At 67.5% G+C, this 13,446-nt stretch carries 10 protein-coding genes; 6 read left to right on the plus strand and 4 right to left on the minus strand.

Annotated elements, in window-relative coordinates:
- Together QRN21_RS13445 and QRN21_RS13450 are read right to left on the minus strand one after the other, a co-directional pair.
- Positions 1–876 (minus strand): sugar phosphate isomerase/epimerase family protein, encoded by an 876-nt coding sequence (locus tag QRN21_RS13445; RefSeq protein ID WP_285364481.1) that lies wholly within the window; start codon positions 874–876, stop codon positions 1–3.
- Positions 876–1,505 carry a TetR/AcrR family transcriptional regulator gene (locus tag QRN21_RS13450; protein ID WP_285364482.1) on the minus strand — a complete coding sequence of 210 codons (630 nt, stop codon included), beginning with the start codon at positions 1,503–1,505 and terminating at the stop codon, positions 876–878. The genes QRN21_RS13445 and QRN21_RS13450 overlap by 1 nt, the downstream gene beginning before the upstream one ends.
- A 149-nt stretch (positions 1,506–1,654) precedes the next feature.
- Here QRN21_RS13450 and QRN21_RS13455 point away from each other — a divergent pair, with 149 nt between their 5' ends.
- Both QRN21_RS13455 and QRN21_RS13460 read left to right on the plus strand, forming a co-directional pair.
- On the plus strand, positions 1,655–3,007 hold the full coding sequence (locus QRN21_RS13455) for an MFS transporter (RefSeq protein WP_285364485.1): 1,353 nt from the start codon (positions 1,655–1,657) through the stop codon (positions 3,005–3,007).
- 1 nt (position 3,008) lies between these two features.
- The gene (locus QRN21_RS13460) at positions 3,009–5,690 is read left to right on the plus strand and encodes a family 78 glycoside hydrolase catalytic domain (RefSeq protein ID WP_285364487.1); all 2,682 of its coding nucleotides are present in this window, start codon (positions 3,009–3,011) and stop codon (positions 5,688–5,690) included.
- A 9-nt stretch (positions 5,691–5,699) separates the two neighbouring features.
- On the opposite strand, the gene QRN21_RS13465 is transcribed toward QRN21_RS13460, so the two are convergent.
- Entirely contained in the window at positions 5,700–6,161 is a 462-nt protein-coding gene (locus tag QRN21_RS13465; RefSeq protein WP_187250214.1) for a MarR family winged helix-turn-helix transcriptional regulator, read from the minus strand.
- Between the two features lie 163 nt (positions 6,162–6,324).
- Between QRN21_RS13465 and QRN21_RS13470 the strand changes: the two genes are divergently transcribed.
- The 3 genes from QRN21_RS13470 to QRN21_RS13480 all read left to right on the plus strand — a co-directional run bounded on the left by QRN21_RS13470 (position 6,325) and on the right by QRN21_RS13480 (position 10,523).
- Positions 6,325–8,169, plus strand: coding sequence for a flavin-containing monooxygenase (locus tag QRN21_RS13470; RefSeq protein WP_187250215.1), 1,845 nt, complete (start codon positions 6,325–6,327; stop codon positions 8,167–8,169).
- Positions 8,130–9,182 carry an SMP-30/gluconolactonase/LRE family protein gene (locus QRN21_RS13475; protein WP_285364488.1) on the plus strand — a complete coding sequence of 351 codons (1,053 nt, stop codon included), beginning with the start codon at positions 8,130–8,132 and terminating at the stop codon, positions 9,180–9,182. The genes QRN21_RS13470 and QRN21_RS13475 overlap by 40 nt, the downstream gene beginning before the upstream one ends.
- Positions 9,183–9,299: 117 nt before the next feature.
- Complete coding sequence (locus tag QRN21_RS13480) at positions 9,300–10,523, plus strand: family 1 glycosylhydrolase (protein ID WP_285364489.1); 1,224 nt, start codon at positions 9,300–9,302, stop codon at positions 10,521–10,523.
- A 26-nt stretch (positions 10,524–10,549) separates the two neighbouring features.
- On the opposite strand, the gene QRN21_RS13485 is transcribed toward QRN21_RS13480, so the two are convergent.
- Entirely contained in the window at positions 10,550–11,137 is a 588-nt protein-coding gene (locus QRN21_RS13485) for a TetR/AcrR family transcriptional regulator (protein WP_285364491.1), read from the minus strand.
- A 102-nt stretch (positions 11,138–11,239) separates the two neighbouring features.
- On the opposite strand from QRN21_RS13485, the gene QRN21_RS13490 reads away from it, so the two are divergent.
- On the plus strand, positions 11,240–13,408 hold the full coding sequence (locus QRN21_RS13490; protein WP_285364493.1) for a hypothetical protein: 2,169 nt from the start codon (positions 11,240–11,242) through the stop codon (positions 13,406–13,408).
- The last annotated feature ends 38 nt before the right edge of the window (positions 13,409–13,446 follow it).

Raw genomic sequence — 13,446 nt, forward strand, 5'->3', positions numbered from 1 at the left:
TCACAGAGGCGAATGCTGCCCGAGATGACGATTGAGCACCTTCGCGCTCGTCTCGAAGCTCCTGATCGGTGAACCTTCGATCCAGTTGCGGTGTGTCTCGAGTATCACCGCCCGTGTTCCCGAGAGCTTCGCCTGCTCGATGAACGAGGGGATGTCCATGTTCCCGAGGCCCAGCTCGACGGCATCCGCTTCGTCGATCGGGGTCAGCGAAGAGCCTCGGCGGCGGGTGCCGCGGTCGGTGATGTGGCACAGCACGACCCGCTCGCCGAGTTCGCGCATGAGTGCGAGGGCGTCTACCCCTGCCGCAGTCGGCCAATAGCAGTCGAACTCGAAGTTGACGGCTGAGGGGTCCGTCTCTGCAATGAGGACGGAGAATGCCGTGCGCCCCGATGGCAGGCGACGGAACTCGACATTGTGATTGTGGTAGAGAAGGGAGACGTTGCCGGCGGCGAGCACGCGGCCCGCGGCGTTGAGCCGCAGGGCAAGATCTCGTACCTGTGCCTCGTCGGTGTAATCGAACCGGTGCATGCCGGTGATGACGACGCGTCTGGTGTCGAAGCTCGCCGCTCGCGAGATCACCGCATCCGGCTCGCGCTCGACAGTGCCGAGGTCTTCGTGGAGGCCGACGACCTTCAGCGAGGTGCTGCGAATGAGCTCCGGCCAATCGAGCCGTCCGCCGCGGCCGACCGGCATCCCGGACGCTCTCGTCAGCGCCCGAACGAACAGGGGCGTCGGTCGGGTCATGAAGCCGTTCAGCTCGATGCCCTCGAACCCGGCACGCTCGAGCCGGCCCAGCGTCTCGCGTGCCTGCTGCTCGGTCGACAGCACAGTGCCGAGTTGGATCTGCTGGATCGCCTTCAGCGGGCGTTCGTTCACTACGCGCCCTCCGACGATGCCGCTGGCGGCTGCGCTGCGATGAGCTTCATGAAGATCGTCAGCAGTCCGAGAGCGTCTCGCGACGGGTCGAGCAGCGCCTGAATGCGCAGGCCGTCGACCATGGCGAGGACGAGGGTGATCTTCTCGTCTGCCGTCAGGAGTTCGTCCTCTTTGGTGGGGAGGGGCCCGTCCGTGAAGCGGGACCGCATGCGCTCGCGGCGCCCGAGGAAGAAGTCGTGCGCCGGATGCTCCGGGTTCGTGGCGGCCACCGTGAGAGCCAGCCAGTTGCGCTGGAAGTCGGGGTGCGCGAACTCGTCGGCGAGCACGGCGCTCAGGATCTGCTCGCCGGGCACGTGCGCCGTCATGATCCGAGCGGCGAGGTCTTCCTCGTGCTCCTCGCGCTGGGCGAGGGCGGCGGGCAGCAGTTCCTCCTTGCCGGAGAAATGTCGCAGCAGTGCGGCGTGGGTGAGGCCGGCGCGACTGGCGATGTCGCGCAGTGACGCCCGTTCGTAGCCGTGTTCGGCGAAGCTCGCGAGAGCGGCTTCAGCGATCTCGGCGCGTCTCGCCGGGGTGGTCGCGCTCGGTCCTCGGCGGCGTGGGGCGGGCTCGGCGGTCGGCGGTGACGTCATGCTCTCACCCTCTCACTTTTGCCTTCTGTTACCAAAGTGGTTACTATCGCTCAGGATCGACAATCGGTTGCCAAACTGCTGACGATCACATTTCGCGAGGGACGCCCAGTGGAGGGCGCCGCGGATCACTGAACGATGAAGGAGTCCAGGTGACCAAGAGTGAATTCGACCGCAACGACACGATCGACTCGATCGCTGCGGCACAGCCGGTAGGCGGGAACACGCCTGACGGCACTCCGCTGGAGGGAACCCCCGTCGGCTCCGAGCCGACCGCGAAGGTCAGCGGCGGATATATCTTCTGGCTGATGCTGGCCAACTTCGGTGCGTCCATCGCGATGATGGTCCCGCTGGCCTACGGCCTCGCACTGCGCATCACCGAGCTCGCCCCCGGGCACGAAGAGGTGCTCGGCTACGTCACCGGCACCGCGCAGCTCATCTTCCTCGTGCTCAGCCCCATGATCGGCATCTGGAGCGATCGCACCCGGTCGCGCTTCGGGCGTCGCACCCCGTTCCTGTTCCTCGGCGCCGCACTCGGCATCGTCGGGGCCGTCATCATCGGCTTCGCCCCCAACCTGCTGCTGGTCGGTGCGGGGTGGGTCGTCGCGATGACCGGCTGGTCGACCGCCGGCGCGGCGATCCAGACCCTCCAGGCCGACAAGCTTCCCGAGGAGCAGCGCGGCAAGGTCTCGGCCCTCACCGGTCTGATGACGCAGGTCGCGCCGGTGCTCGGCATCGGAATCGCCTACGCCGTGTCGTACAGCACCTTCCTGGTGTTCTTCGTCCCCGCCGTGATCGGCGTCGTACTGCTCGTCCTGCTGCCGACCTTCAAGAAGGAGGGAAGCTCGAAGGACCTGGTCGTCGACTCGTCGGTGACGCTCAAGAAGGTCATCGCCGGCTACGGCTTCAACGCCCGCAAGTACCCGGACTTCGCGTGGAACTGGGTCGGCCGCATGGTGTTCTTCATCGGCCTGTACTTCAACACGACCTTCGGCACGTTCTTCTACGCCCAGCGTCTCGACCTGCCGGTCCGCGAAGTCGCGGGTGTCGTCGCCACCGTCGGGATGCTCGGAGTCGTCGCTGCTGCCGGTGGCGCGCTGCTCGGTGGATTCCTGTCCGACAAGCTCAAGCGCCGTCGGCTCTTCGTGCTCGCGGCCGCCTTCATCTTCATCGGGGGAGCGCTCGCCGAGGCGTTCGCATGGTCGCTGCCGCAGCTCATCGTGGGGGCGGTGCTCATGCAGCTCGCGATCGCCGTGTTCGCCACCGTCGATCAGGCCATCGTGTACGCGATCATTCCCGACCGCGCCGAGTCCGGCCGCTACATGGCCGTCGTGGCGTTCGCCCAGAAGATCCCCAGCGCGATCGCACCGCTGATCGCTCCGCTGATCATCACGATCGGGGCCGTGGGTGCCGAGAAGAACTACACGCTGCTCTACCTGATCGGCGCAGTGTTCGCCCTCATCGGCGGTCTGATCATCATGTTCAAGGTTAAGGGAGTGCGTTGAGATGACGCTCACATCGAACCCGGCATCCGTGCCCACCGCGCCGTATGACCTGCGGATTGACAGCGGGGGCGACGAGTTCACCGTGTGCGAGGCTTCGCCCCGGCTGTCGTTCACGGTTCCGGTCGGCGCGGCGTGGACCGGGTTCGAACTCGAGGCGATCGTCGACGGTGAGCGTCGGGCGCTGGTGCCGCTCGCCGCCGACGCGCACCTCTTCATCGAGTGGCCGTGGCTCGCGCTGTCCAGCGGTCAGCGGGTCCGATGGCGAGCGCGCGCGACAAGCGGCGACACTCTCTCAGAATGGTCCGAGTGGGCAACCTTCGAGTGCGGACTGCTCGACGCTGACTGGACTGCCGCCTGGATCACCCCGGTCGAGCACGATGACCCCGGATACGGGGCGCGCCCCGCTCATTCGCTCACCCGTCGGTTCGATGTCTCCGGCGTCGTCTCGGCGCGGCTGTACTCGACCGCTCTCGGCGTCTACGAAGCTCGCATCAACGGCGAGCGGGTCGGCACGGCCGAGCTGTCGCCGGGGTCGACGTCCTACGACCGCACCCTCTACGCCCAGGCTGCCGACGTGACACGCCTGCTGACCGACGGCACCAACTCGCTCGAGATCGAGCTCTCCGACGGCTGGTACCGCGGGCAGGTCGGGGCGTTCCGTCTGCCGGCCGGGTGGGGCACGACTCTCGCAGCTCGAGCTGAACTGCACCTCGAGCTCTCTGACGGCTCGCGACAGGTGATCCGCACCGACGGAGACTGGACCAGCGCTCGGTCCAGAGTGATCCGCGCCGACCTGATGGACGGGCAGACGACCGACTTCCGTGCGGATGCCGGGTCTGCGGAAGCCGTGATCGTCGGCGCGGTCGAAGGTCCGCCGATCTCCTGGTCGCCGGCTCCGCCCATCCGGGTGGTCGAGACACGCGACGCAGTGAACGGGAACCACATCGCGGACGGCACCTGGGTGCTCGACTTCGGTCAGAACGCCTCGGGCTGGCTGCGGCTCACCGATCTCGGTCCGGCGGGAACGCGCACGGCGATCGACTACGGCGAGTACGTCGGGCCTGACGGTGACGTGAGCACCGCACACCTCGATTCCACCAAGCCGGGCGAGCCTGACGTCGTCTTCGTGCAGCACGACGAAGTGGTCTCAGCCGGAGGGGGCGAGATCTTCGAGCCGCGTCATACGGTTCACGGTTTCCAGTTCGCCCGGATCACGCGTCAGGGTGCTCCGTTCGAACCGGCGTCCGCGCAGATGCAGGTCGTGCAGACGGATCTGCGTCGCACCGCATCTTTCGAGTCGAGCGATCCCGACCTCAACCGGCTGCACGAGATCGCCGACTGGAGCTTCCGCGGCAATGCGGTGGATGTGCCGACCGACTGCCCGACGCGTGAGCGTCTGGCCTGGACGGGCGACTACCAGGTGTTCGCGCCGACCGCCGCGCGCCTGTACGACGTGCTCGGGTTCACTCGCAAGTGGCTGCAGTCGGTGCGTGACGATCAGCTCGACGACGGTCGCGTCGCGAACTTCTCCCCTGACGGCCGTCGCATCAAGCACAAGCTCGACGACCAGTTCGCCATGATGACGGGCTCCTCCGGGTGGGGTGACGCGATCACCTTCGTGCCCTGGGAGATGTACACCGCATACGGCGACGCTCGCGTTCTCGAAGAGAACTGGGACGCGATGGTGCGGTGGGTCGAGTGGGAGCTCGGGGCCGCGCGCGCGAATCGGCATCATTCTCGCGTCGAGCGCTCCGCCGAGCCGCTGCCGCACGAGGAGTATCTGTGGGACGGCACGTTCCACTGGGGGGAGTGGACCGAGCCCGTCGCGAAGGCGGAGGACGGCTCGCGCCTGGATCCGATCAAGACGAACCCCATGGCCTGGTTCATGGCCGACAAGGGAGAGGTCGGCACGGCCTACCTGTATCGCTCGACTCGGATCCTCGCTGATGCCGCGGCCGTGCTCGGTCGCACGGGTGAATCGGCGAAGTATGCCGCGATCGCCGAGCGCGTGCTCGACGCGTGGCGTTCCGAGTTCGTCACGGACGACGGGCGTACGGTGCAGGACACTCAGGCCGCCTATGTGCGGGCACTATCGTTCGGTCTCATCCCGGAATCGCTTCGTGCCACCGCTGCGCAGCGCCTCGTCGAACTCATCCGCGACGCCGGCACCCATCTCGGCACCGGATTCCTGTCGACGGGAGACCTGCTGCCGGTTCTCGCCGACAGCGGGCACGCCGACGTCGCCTACGAATTGCTCTTCCAGCGCAGCGCTCCGTCGTGGATGTACATGATCGACAGGGGAGCGACGACCATCTGGGAGGACTGGGAGGGGATCGACGACGAGGGCGTCGCCCACGAGTCGCTGAACCACTACAGCAAGGGTGCGGTGATCCGCTTCCTCCACACGCACACCCTCGGGTTGCGTCAGGATGCGGACTCGGCAGCATGGGAGGCGTTCACGATCGCGCCGCTCCCCGGCGGCGGCGTCAGCTGGGCGAAGGGGCATCTCGACACTCCGCAGGGGCGGATCCGCGTGGAGTGGCGCGTCGAGGGGGACGAGCTGGTGGTCGAGGCGGACATCCCGGCAGGGAGTCGCGCGACCGTGGTCTTCCCCGACGGGACGACGCGGGCAGCAGGACCCGGATCCTTCGCCGGCGCGGGCGGGTTCTCCGGCGCCCGCTGACGGCGTGGATCAGTCGTCGTGCATCGCCGCGGCCTGCAGCTCCCGATTGATCGCGCGCAGGCCGAGGGCGAGGGATTCCAGCTCGTCGATCGTCAGCCCGTCGAGGATGTCGGCGCCCATCTCGGGGCGCGCCGCCATGATCTTCCCGATGACGTCACGCCCGAGAGCCGTGGGCGCCAGGCGCCGCACACGCTGATCGACTGCATCCGTCAGTCGTTCGACGAGGTGCTGGTCGACGAGGCGCTCGACGAGCTTCGACATCGTGGCGAGCGACACCTCGAACGACGACGCGAGGCCACTGATCGTGCTGTGGTCGGATACGACGATCGACGTGAGTACCTTGAGCTGCTGGATCGTCAGCTGCGTGCTCAGCAGGGAGCCGATCATGCGGGGAAGTGAGCGCACTGATACCGCCAGCGTGAGGGCATCGATGTTCTCCAATGCCTCCGCACGTCTCCGGTCATCGCTCACCTCAGTACCGTAACGCGCTCCGAGGCGATTCCCAGGGATATTTACTTAGCTTCGAGCTAACCTTCTGTGAAGGAACCGATCCGGGGTCGTGTCGGGTTCAGGTTCACGCCGTCCCCAGTTCGCGTCGACCTGGCCCGAGCCCCGGCGACAGGAGGACGGAACCATGACCGACCAGGCACAGGCCACCCAGGAGCAGGTCGCGCGGCTGCGGGCACTGCGGGAGAAGTACGCGCAGGAGCGCGATCGGCGCATCCGCCCCGACGGGGCGGCCCAGTATCGATCGGCTCTCGGCGAGTACGGCTACTACGCGAAGGACCCTTACACCCCCCGCACTGATCGAGAGCCGCTGCGGGATCGCGTCGAGGCTCTGGTGATCGGGGCGGGCTTCGGCGGGCTGCTCACCGGTGCGGGGCTGCGAGACGCCGGCATCGGCTCGGTGAGGCTCATGGACGAGGCGGGCGACGTCGGTGGAACCTGGTACTGGAACCGCTACCCCGGCATCCACTGCGACATCGAATCGTATGTCTATATGCCGCTCCTCGAAGAGACGGGATACATCCCGAGCAGGCGCTATGCGCCTGGCGAGGAGATCCGTCAGCACGCCGAGCGCATCGCGGAGCACTACGACCTCTACCGCGACTTCGTCGGGCATACCCGAGCGACGGGGCTGACCTGGGACGAGGATGCATCCGAGTGGGTCGTCGAGACCGATCGAGGTGACGTGTTCCGCGCGCGGTACGTGATCACCTCCTCCGGCACGCTCACGCAGCCGAAGCTCCCCGGCATCCCGGGCATCGAGCGTTTCACCGGGCACACCTTCCACACCAGCCGCTGGGACTACGCCTACACCGGCGGATCCGCCGAGGGGAATCTCACGAAGCTCGCCGACAAGCGCGTCGCGGTCGTCGGCACGGGGGCGACGGGCCTGCAGGTGATTCCGCACCTCGCCGAGCACGCGCGTGAGCTCCTGGTCTTCCAGCGCACGCCCTCGACCGTCGATGTGCGCGACAACCGTCCGACGGATCCCGACTGGGCGCGCACCCTCGCGCCGGGCTGGCAGCGCGAGCGGATGGACAACTTCCTCGAGGTGCTGGCCGGCGAGCCCGTCAAATCGCTCGTGCAGGACGGGTGGACCTCGACGAACCGGCTGCAGCGGAGCATCCTCTCTGGCAGCGTCGACGGCTCTGTATCGGAGCAGGACCGCCTGCTGCGGGAGGAGCTCGACGACGCTGTGAAGATGGATGCGCTGCGCGCCCGGGTCGACGAGATCGTCGACGACTCGGCGACCGCAGCCGCCCTCAAGCCCTGGTACCGGTACATGTGCAAGCGGCCGGGGTTCAGTGATCTCTACCTGCAGGCGTTCAATCGCTCCAACGTGACCCTCGTCGACACGGCCGACACGCACGGCATCACCGCGCTCACCGAGACATCGATCGTGGTGGGTGAGGCGGAGTACGAGGTGGACTGCATCATCTTCGCCACCGGGTTCGATGTCGGAGTGTCGGGCGTGGTGTCCGGCACCCTGCCCGTGTCCGGGCGGGGAGGCCGAGCTCTTCTCGAGGCCTGGGGGATGGGCCCGCGGACGCTGCACGGATTCACCACGCACGGCTTCCCGAATCTGTTCCAACTCGGCCCGATGCAGAACGCGAACTCGGTGAACTTCGTGCACATCCTGCAGGAGCAGGCGACGCACATCGCCGCGGTGATCGAGCGGGCCGAGCGGGTCGGCGCTCGCCGCATCGAGCCGACCGCTGAGGCCGAGGATGCCTGGTGCCGCACTGTTGCCGAGACCTCGAGGGACGTCTCGGACTTCCAGGCCCAGTGCACGCCGGGCTACTACAACGGTGAGGGCTCGCGCACGATCGGCGGACTCACGTACTCCCCGGGGCCGGTGGCCTTCCATCGACTCCTGCGCGAGTGGCGTGCGGGAGACATGGCGGAGCTGCTCGTGGTCGACGATGCGGACGAATGCGTGCGCGAGTCGTCGGAGATCGGGGTGTCGGCGTGAGGGCGGCGCTGGCGGCCGCGGCAGGTGCGATCGGGGTGGTGGCTCTGCTCGTCGGGTGCGCGCCGGCGGCTCCGGATGCGGCGCAGACCGACGCTCCATCGGACGGGCCCGCTGCGGAACAGCGCTCGGAAGAGCTGCTCCAGGTGACGGAGCCGCATGAGCTCACCGGAGGGACGCTGCTCGAGGGGCCGACCTTTCACGAAGACGGGTCGCTGTTCATGGTCGACGTGATGGCGCCCGCCGGGGAGGCGAAAGTCCTGCGCGTCGACGTCGACGAGCGCGACGTCGACCAGGTCTTCACCGATGAGACGAGCGCGTTCACCTCGGCGCAGTTCCATCCGAACGACGGGCGCCTGTATCTCACCGACTTCCTCGGCGGTGGTGTCATGAGCATCACGGCTGACGGAGAAGACCCGCAGGTGCACTTCTCGGGCGACGTCGACGGCATCGCGATGCTGCCCGACGACATCGCGTTCCATCCCGACGGCACGATGTTCGTGACCGACACCCGCGGCATGGACGGGCCAGGATGGGAGACTCCGGGGCGTGTGGTGAGGATCGGCGCCGACGGGCAGGCGTCGACCCTCGCGGGCGACCTTCCTTCCCCGAACGGCGTCGTCTTCGACGAAGAGGATGCGGGGCTCTGGGTCGCGCAGTACAACGCGAACCGGATCGACTACTTCGCCCTCGATGAGACGCGCACCCGCGTCGTCTCGGCGTATCCCGCGATCCACGTCGACGGCGGGATCGGACGCATCGACTCGACCGCGGTCGACGCCGAGGGGAACATCTATCAGATGTTCCACGAGAAGGCCGAGATCGTGGTCTTCGCGAAGACCGGAGAGCAGATCGGTACGATCCGCGTGCCGGGTGAGGGACTCGAGTCGGCGACGAACATCGCGATCGCGCCGGGGACGACCGACGGATACCTCGTCGTCAGCGGGCCGGCGGGCGGCTTCGTGCACACCTTCGAGGCCTACGGGGAGGGCATCCGTCAGTCCAACGGCGGGTGAATCCGCCTGCCAGGGTCGCGGCGGGCGAAGGGCGCCCGTCGCGATCCTTGCTTGAGGACTCCGCGACGTGTCCGCTAGTCTTCTGAAATTACTAGTTGACTCAGAATTGGAGCATCGATGCCCACGTTCCCGAAGGAGTTCCTCTGGGGTGCGGCCAGCGCGCCGCATCAGGTGGAAGGCAACAACGTCAACAGCGACTTCTGGATGCAGGAGCCGTACATGACCGGAGCCGATCGCAGCGGCGACGCTCTGGACAGCTACAACCGGTACCCCGAAGACATCGCTCTCGTCGCCGCCTCCGGCCTCGACACCTATCGTTTCGGGATCGAATGGGCCCGCATCGAGCCGGCTCCCGGCCGGTTCTCACGCGTGCAGCTCGCTCACTACCGGCGAATGATCGACACCGCGCTGGAGGCAGGGGTGCGGCCCTTCGTCACGCTGCATCACTTCACGTCGCCGCGATGGTTCGCCGAAGAGGGAGGGTGGCGCTCGCCGCATGCCATCGACAGATTCCGTGCGTACGTCGAGGTCGCAGCGACGATCCTCGACGGTGTGGAATGGGTCTGCACGATCAACGAGCCGAACATGCTCGCGATCATGGTGGGCGAGGCCGAGGCTGCACTCGACCCGGACTCCGAGACCGAGTGGCTCAGCCCGACGCTCGAAGCCGACACCCCGCGTCCGGTCAAGCCGGCGCCGTCGGAGGAGATCGGTCGACGCCTCATCGAGGCGCACCACGCAGCACGCGAGATCCTGCGCGAGCGGACCGATGCCCGCATCGGGTGGTCGGTCGCCAACCGTGCGTTCGAGACTCGTCCCGGGGCTGAAGAGGTGCGGCGCCAGCTCGAGTACGTCTGGGAGGACCTGTATCTCGAAGCTGCCGCAGATGACGACTACATCGGCGTACAGGCGTACTCGGCTCAGTGGGTCGGGCTCGACGGGATCGAGCCGCACCCCGTGCGCCCCGACAACACGCTGGTGCGCACGGCCTACCGTCCGGACGCCCTCGGGATCGCCGTGCGCCACACGGCAGAGGTGCTCCCGCAGGTGCCGGTCGTCGTCACCGAGAACGGCATCGCCACGTCCGACGACGCGCGCAGGATCGCCTACACCGACGCGGCCCTCCGCTCCCTCGCGGAGGCCATGGACGACGGCATCGACGTTCGCGGCTACATCCACTGGAGCCTTCTCGACAACTACGAGTGGGGTCACTGGGATCCGACCTTCGGCCTCGTCGCCGTGGATCGCGAGACCTTCGAGCGTCATCCCAAGCCCAGCCTGGGGTGGCTCGGGGATGTCGCGAGGCGGAATCGTGAGGGAGGCGGCGACGGCGGGGTGTGAGCCCGGCTCACAGTGGTCGGGGCGCGTCAGTCCAGCGCGCCCGCACCGAGCAGTGCGCGGATGTGCGATTCGATCCGGGCGCGGATGTCGAACGGCGGCCCCTGCATCCACTGCAGCTGCAGGCCCTCCCAGGCCGCCAGCAGAAGATGCGCCGCGGCATCCGGATCGATGGAGTCGTCGATCCGACCGGCCTGCTGCAGTCGGCGGATGTCGGTGGCGACGACAGCCGTCGATCGCGCCCAGCGCGCCTGGAAGAAGCCGTTCGCCGGGTGTGAGGGGTCGGCGGAAGCCCCGGCGAGCTCGTTGTAGAGGCGGGCGTAGTTGGTGCGCTGCACGCCCGCTTCTGCGCGCTCGCCCATCTCGGCGATCGCGCCCGCCTCAGCCCCCCGCGCGCGGATGTTCTCCTCGTCGTGCTGTGCGAGCGCGGCGATGAACAGGGCTTCCTTGGTGGGGAAGTGGTAGAACACGGTCGCCTCGCTCGTCTCGGCGAGCTCGGCGATGTCCGAGACCGAGACGTTGCGGTGCCCGTGCCGGCGCACGAGGTCGAGTGCGGCCCTGCTGAGTGCCTGGCGTCGTTGGTCCGACTTCGCGTACGGACCTCTCTTCTGGGCCATCAGGGTCCTTCCGATTGCTCTTGAGTGTGGCGCTCAGGCAATGTTATGCTCATCCGGCCAAAGTAATAGTCGACTCAGAATTGAGTCGAGGGAAAGGTGAAGATGCCTGCGTCGACCGTCGATCGCCGTCGCCTCGTGCGACGGCACAATCCTGTGCTGACGGCGGCGCATCCCACCGGAGTCCTCACCGTCGGCAACGGAGATGCTGCTCTGACGGTCGATATCACGGGGCTCCAGACGTTTCCCGAGGCCCATGAGCTGGTTCCCGATCCCCTCAGGGTGGCGGTCGCCGGCATCGACGGGCTGCCGGAGCAGCGAGTGCGGGTCTTCGACGCGGATGACTTCCAGATTCCGCTGCGCACGCAGTCGTCGTGGGGCTGGTATCGCACCAGGACGACACGAGAGTTCGATCGTGACGAGACGGTCACCCGGTACGACACGGCTCGAGGTGCGGTTCCGTACTTCGACCGGATGGGACTGCAGAGGGCTGGTGATGAGATCGCCGACGAGTTCGAGGCCGGTGCCTGGTTCCACTACAACCCGCGGCGTGCCCACCTCGGACGTCTCGCTCTCACGCTGCCGGCGGGTGAACCCGGTCGCATCGATGTCACCGCGGTGAGGGAGCCGAGGACCGAACTGGATCTCTGGTCGGGTCGTGTGCACGCACAGTTCGTGCTCGAAGGAGAGCCGGTCACCGTGACGACCGTCGCCCATCCCGAGAAGGACGTCTTCGCGGTGTCGGTCGAATCGCCACTGCTTCAGCGCGGATGGGGTGTCGCGTGGATCTTCGACACTCAGCCGGACGATCTCGCGACATTCGAGCTGCCGCTGGAGGAGTCCACTCAGTGGGAACGCCGTGCCCCCGGTCGCTGGACAGGTCGTCGTCGCATCGAGACGACGGCGTACCGGGTCGACATGTCGACGAACGGTGCTCTTGCGCTCCGCGGAGCCGACGCCACCGTCGCCACATCGGACAGAGAGCGGCTCGAGGTCGTCGTCTCCCTGCATGCCGATGACTCGGCCGACGATCTGCGCCAGCCGACGTATGGTCAGGTCGCCCGTGCCGCAGAGGCGTGGTGGGAGGAGTACTGGTCGAGCGGCGTCGCCGTCTCCTTCGAAGGCAGCGACGACGAGCGAGCGACCGAACTCGAGCGTCGCGTCGTCCTGTCGCAGTATCTGGCCGCCGTCAACAGTGCGGGATCGACCCCGCCTGCGGAGACCGGGCTGACCTACAACACGTGGACCGGCAAGTTCCACCTCGAGATGCACTGGTGGCATGCCGCGCACTTCGCCCTGTGGGGGCGGGGGCACCTGCTCGAGCGCAGTCTTGGCTGGTACCACAGTGCGCTCGACGCCGCGCGTTCGACGGCCGAGTGGCAGGGGTATCGCGGTGCCCGCTGGCCGAAGCAGACCGACCCCTCGGCGGCCGAGTCGCCGAGCAACATCGGCGTCTTCCTGGTGTGGCAGCAGCCCCACATCATCCACCTTCTCGAGCTGCTGCGGCAGGAGGGCCGGGGCTCGGAGTTCTTGCGAACGCACTACCCGCTTGTCGAGGCGACCGCGGAGTTCATGGCGGATTTCGTCGAGGAGCGGGACGGCGCCTTCCACCTGCCGCCACCGATCATCCCCGCGCAGGAGAGCTATCTCGCCGACCGCGGGACGAACGCCGACCCGACTTTCGAACTGGCGTACTGGTCTTGGGCTCTCGAGGTCGCCAACGAGTGGCGCTCGCAGCTGGGGCTCGGGGTGCAGCCTGAGTGGGAGCGGGTCGCGCAGAACATGACCATGCCGACGCTTCTCGACGACGGAACGTATGCCGCGCTGAGTTCGCCGCCGCACCTGATCCGCAAGGACCACCCGTCGATGCTCATGGCACTCGGGTGGCTCCCGCCGACGGACATCATCGACGCCGACATCATGAGCGCGACGCTCGACGCCGTGTGGGATCGGTGGGACCTCCAATCCAGCTGGGGGTGGGACTACCCGGTCATGGCCATGACCGCGGCCCGGCTCGGCGATCTCGCACTCGCGTTCGACGCTCTCCTGCTGCCGTCGCCCAAGAACGAGTTCCTCGCGAACGGACACAATCCGCAGATCCCCGGCTTCCTGTCGCTGTACCTGCCGGCCAACGGCGGGCTGCTCGCCGCGATCGCCCACATCGTCCGCGCCATCGACGCCGGTGATCGCGAGCCGGACGGGTGGCGGGTGACCTATGACGGTGCGCCAGCGCCATCGCCCTCGCCGTCTCACGCGGCCTCCGCCGCCGTCTGACCTTCCCGCGCATCGCATGAGAGAGAGGATGATTCCTT

The organism is Microbacterium sp. LMC-P-041 (assembly GCF_030209555.1).
Taxonomy (GTDB): Bacteria; Actinomycetota; Actinomycetes; order Actinomycetales; family Microbacteriaceae; genus Microbacterium.

What these genes read in the sequence shown, in the direction of transcription:
- QRN21_RS13475 (WP_285364488.1), top strand. Translation starts at nt 8,130, where the DNA reads ATGCGTGCGCGAGTCGTCGGAGATCGGGGTGTCGGCGTGAGGGCGGCG.
- QRN21_RS13470 (WP_187250215.1), top strand. Translation starts at nt 6,325, where the DNA reads ATGACCGACCAGGCACAGGCCACCCAGGAGCAGGTCGCGCGGCTGCGG.
- QRN21_RS13480 (WP_285364489.1), top strand. Translation starts at nt 9,300, where the DNA reads ATGCCCACGTTCCCGAAGGAGTTCCTCTGGGGTGCGGCCAGCGCGCCG.
- QRN21_RS13460 (WP_285364487.1), top strand. Translation starts at nt 3,009, where the DNA reads ATGACGCTCACATCGAACCCGGCATCCGTGCCCACCGCGCCGTATGAC.
- QRN21_RS13485 (WP_285364491.1), bottom strand. Translation starts at nt 11,137, where the DNA reads ATGGCCCAGAAGAGAGGTCCGTACGCGAAGTCGGACCAACGACGCCAG.
- QRN21_RS13490 (WP_285364493.1), top strand. Translation starts at nt 11,240, where the DNA reads ATGCCTGCGTCGACCGTCGATCGCCGTCGCCTCGTGCGACGGCACAAT.
- QRN21_RS13450 (WP_285364482.1), bottom strand. Translation starts at nt 1,505, where the DNA reads ATGACGTCACCGCCGACCGCCGAGCCCGCCCCACGCCGCCGAGGACCG.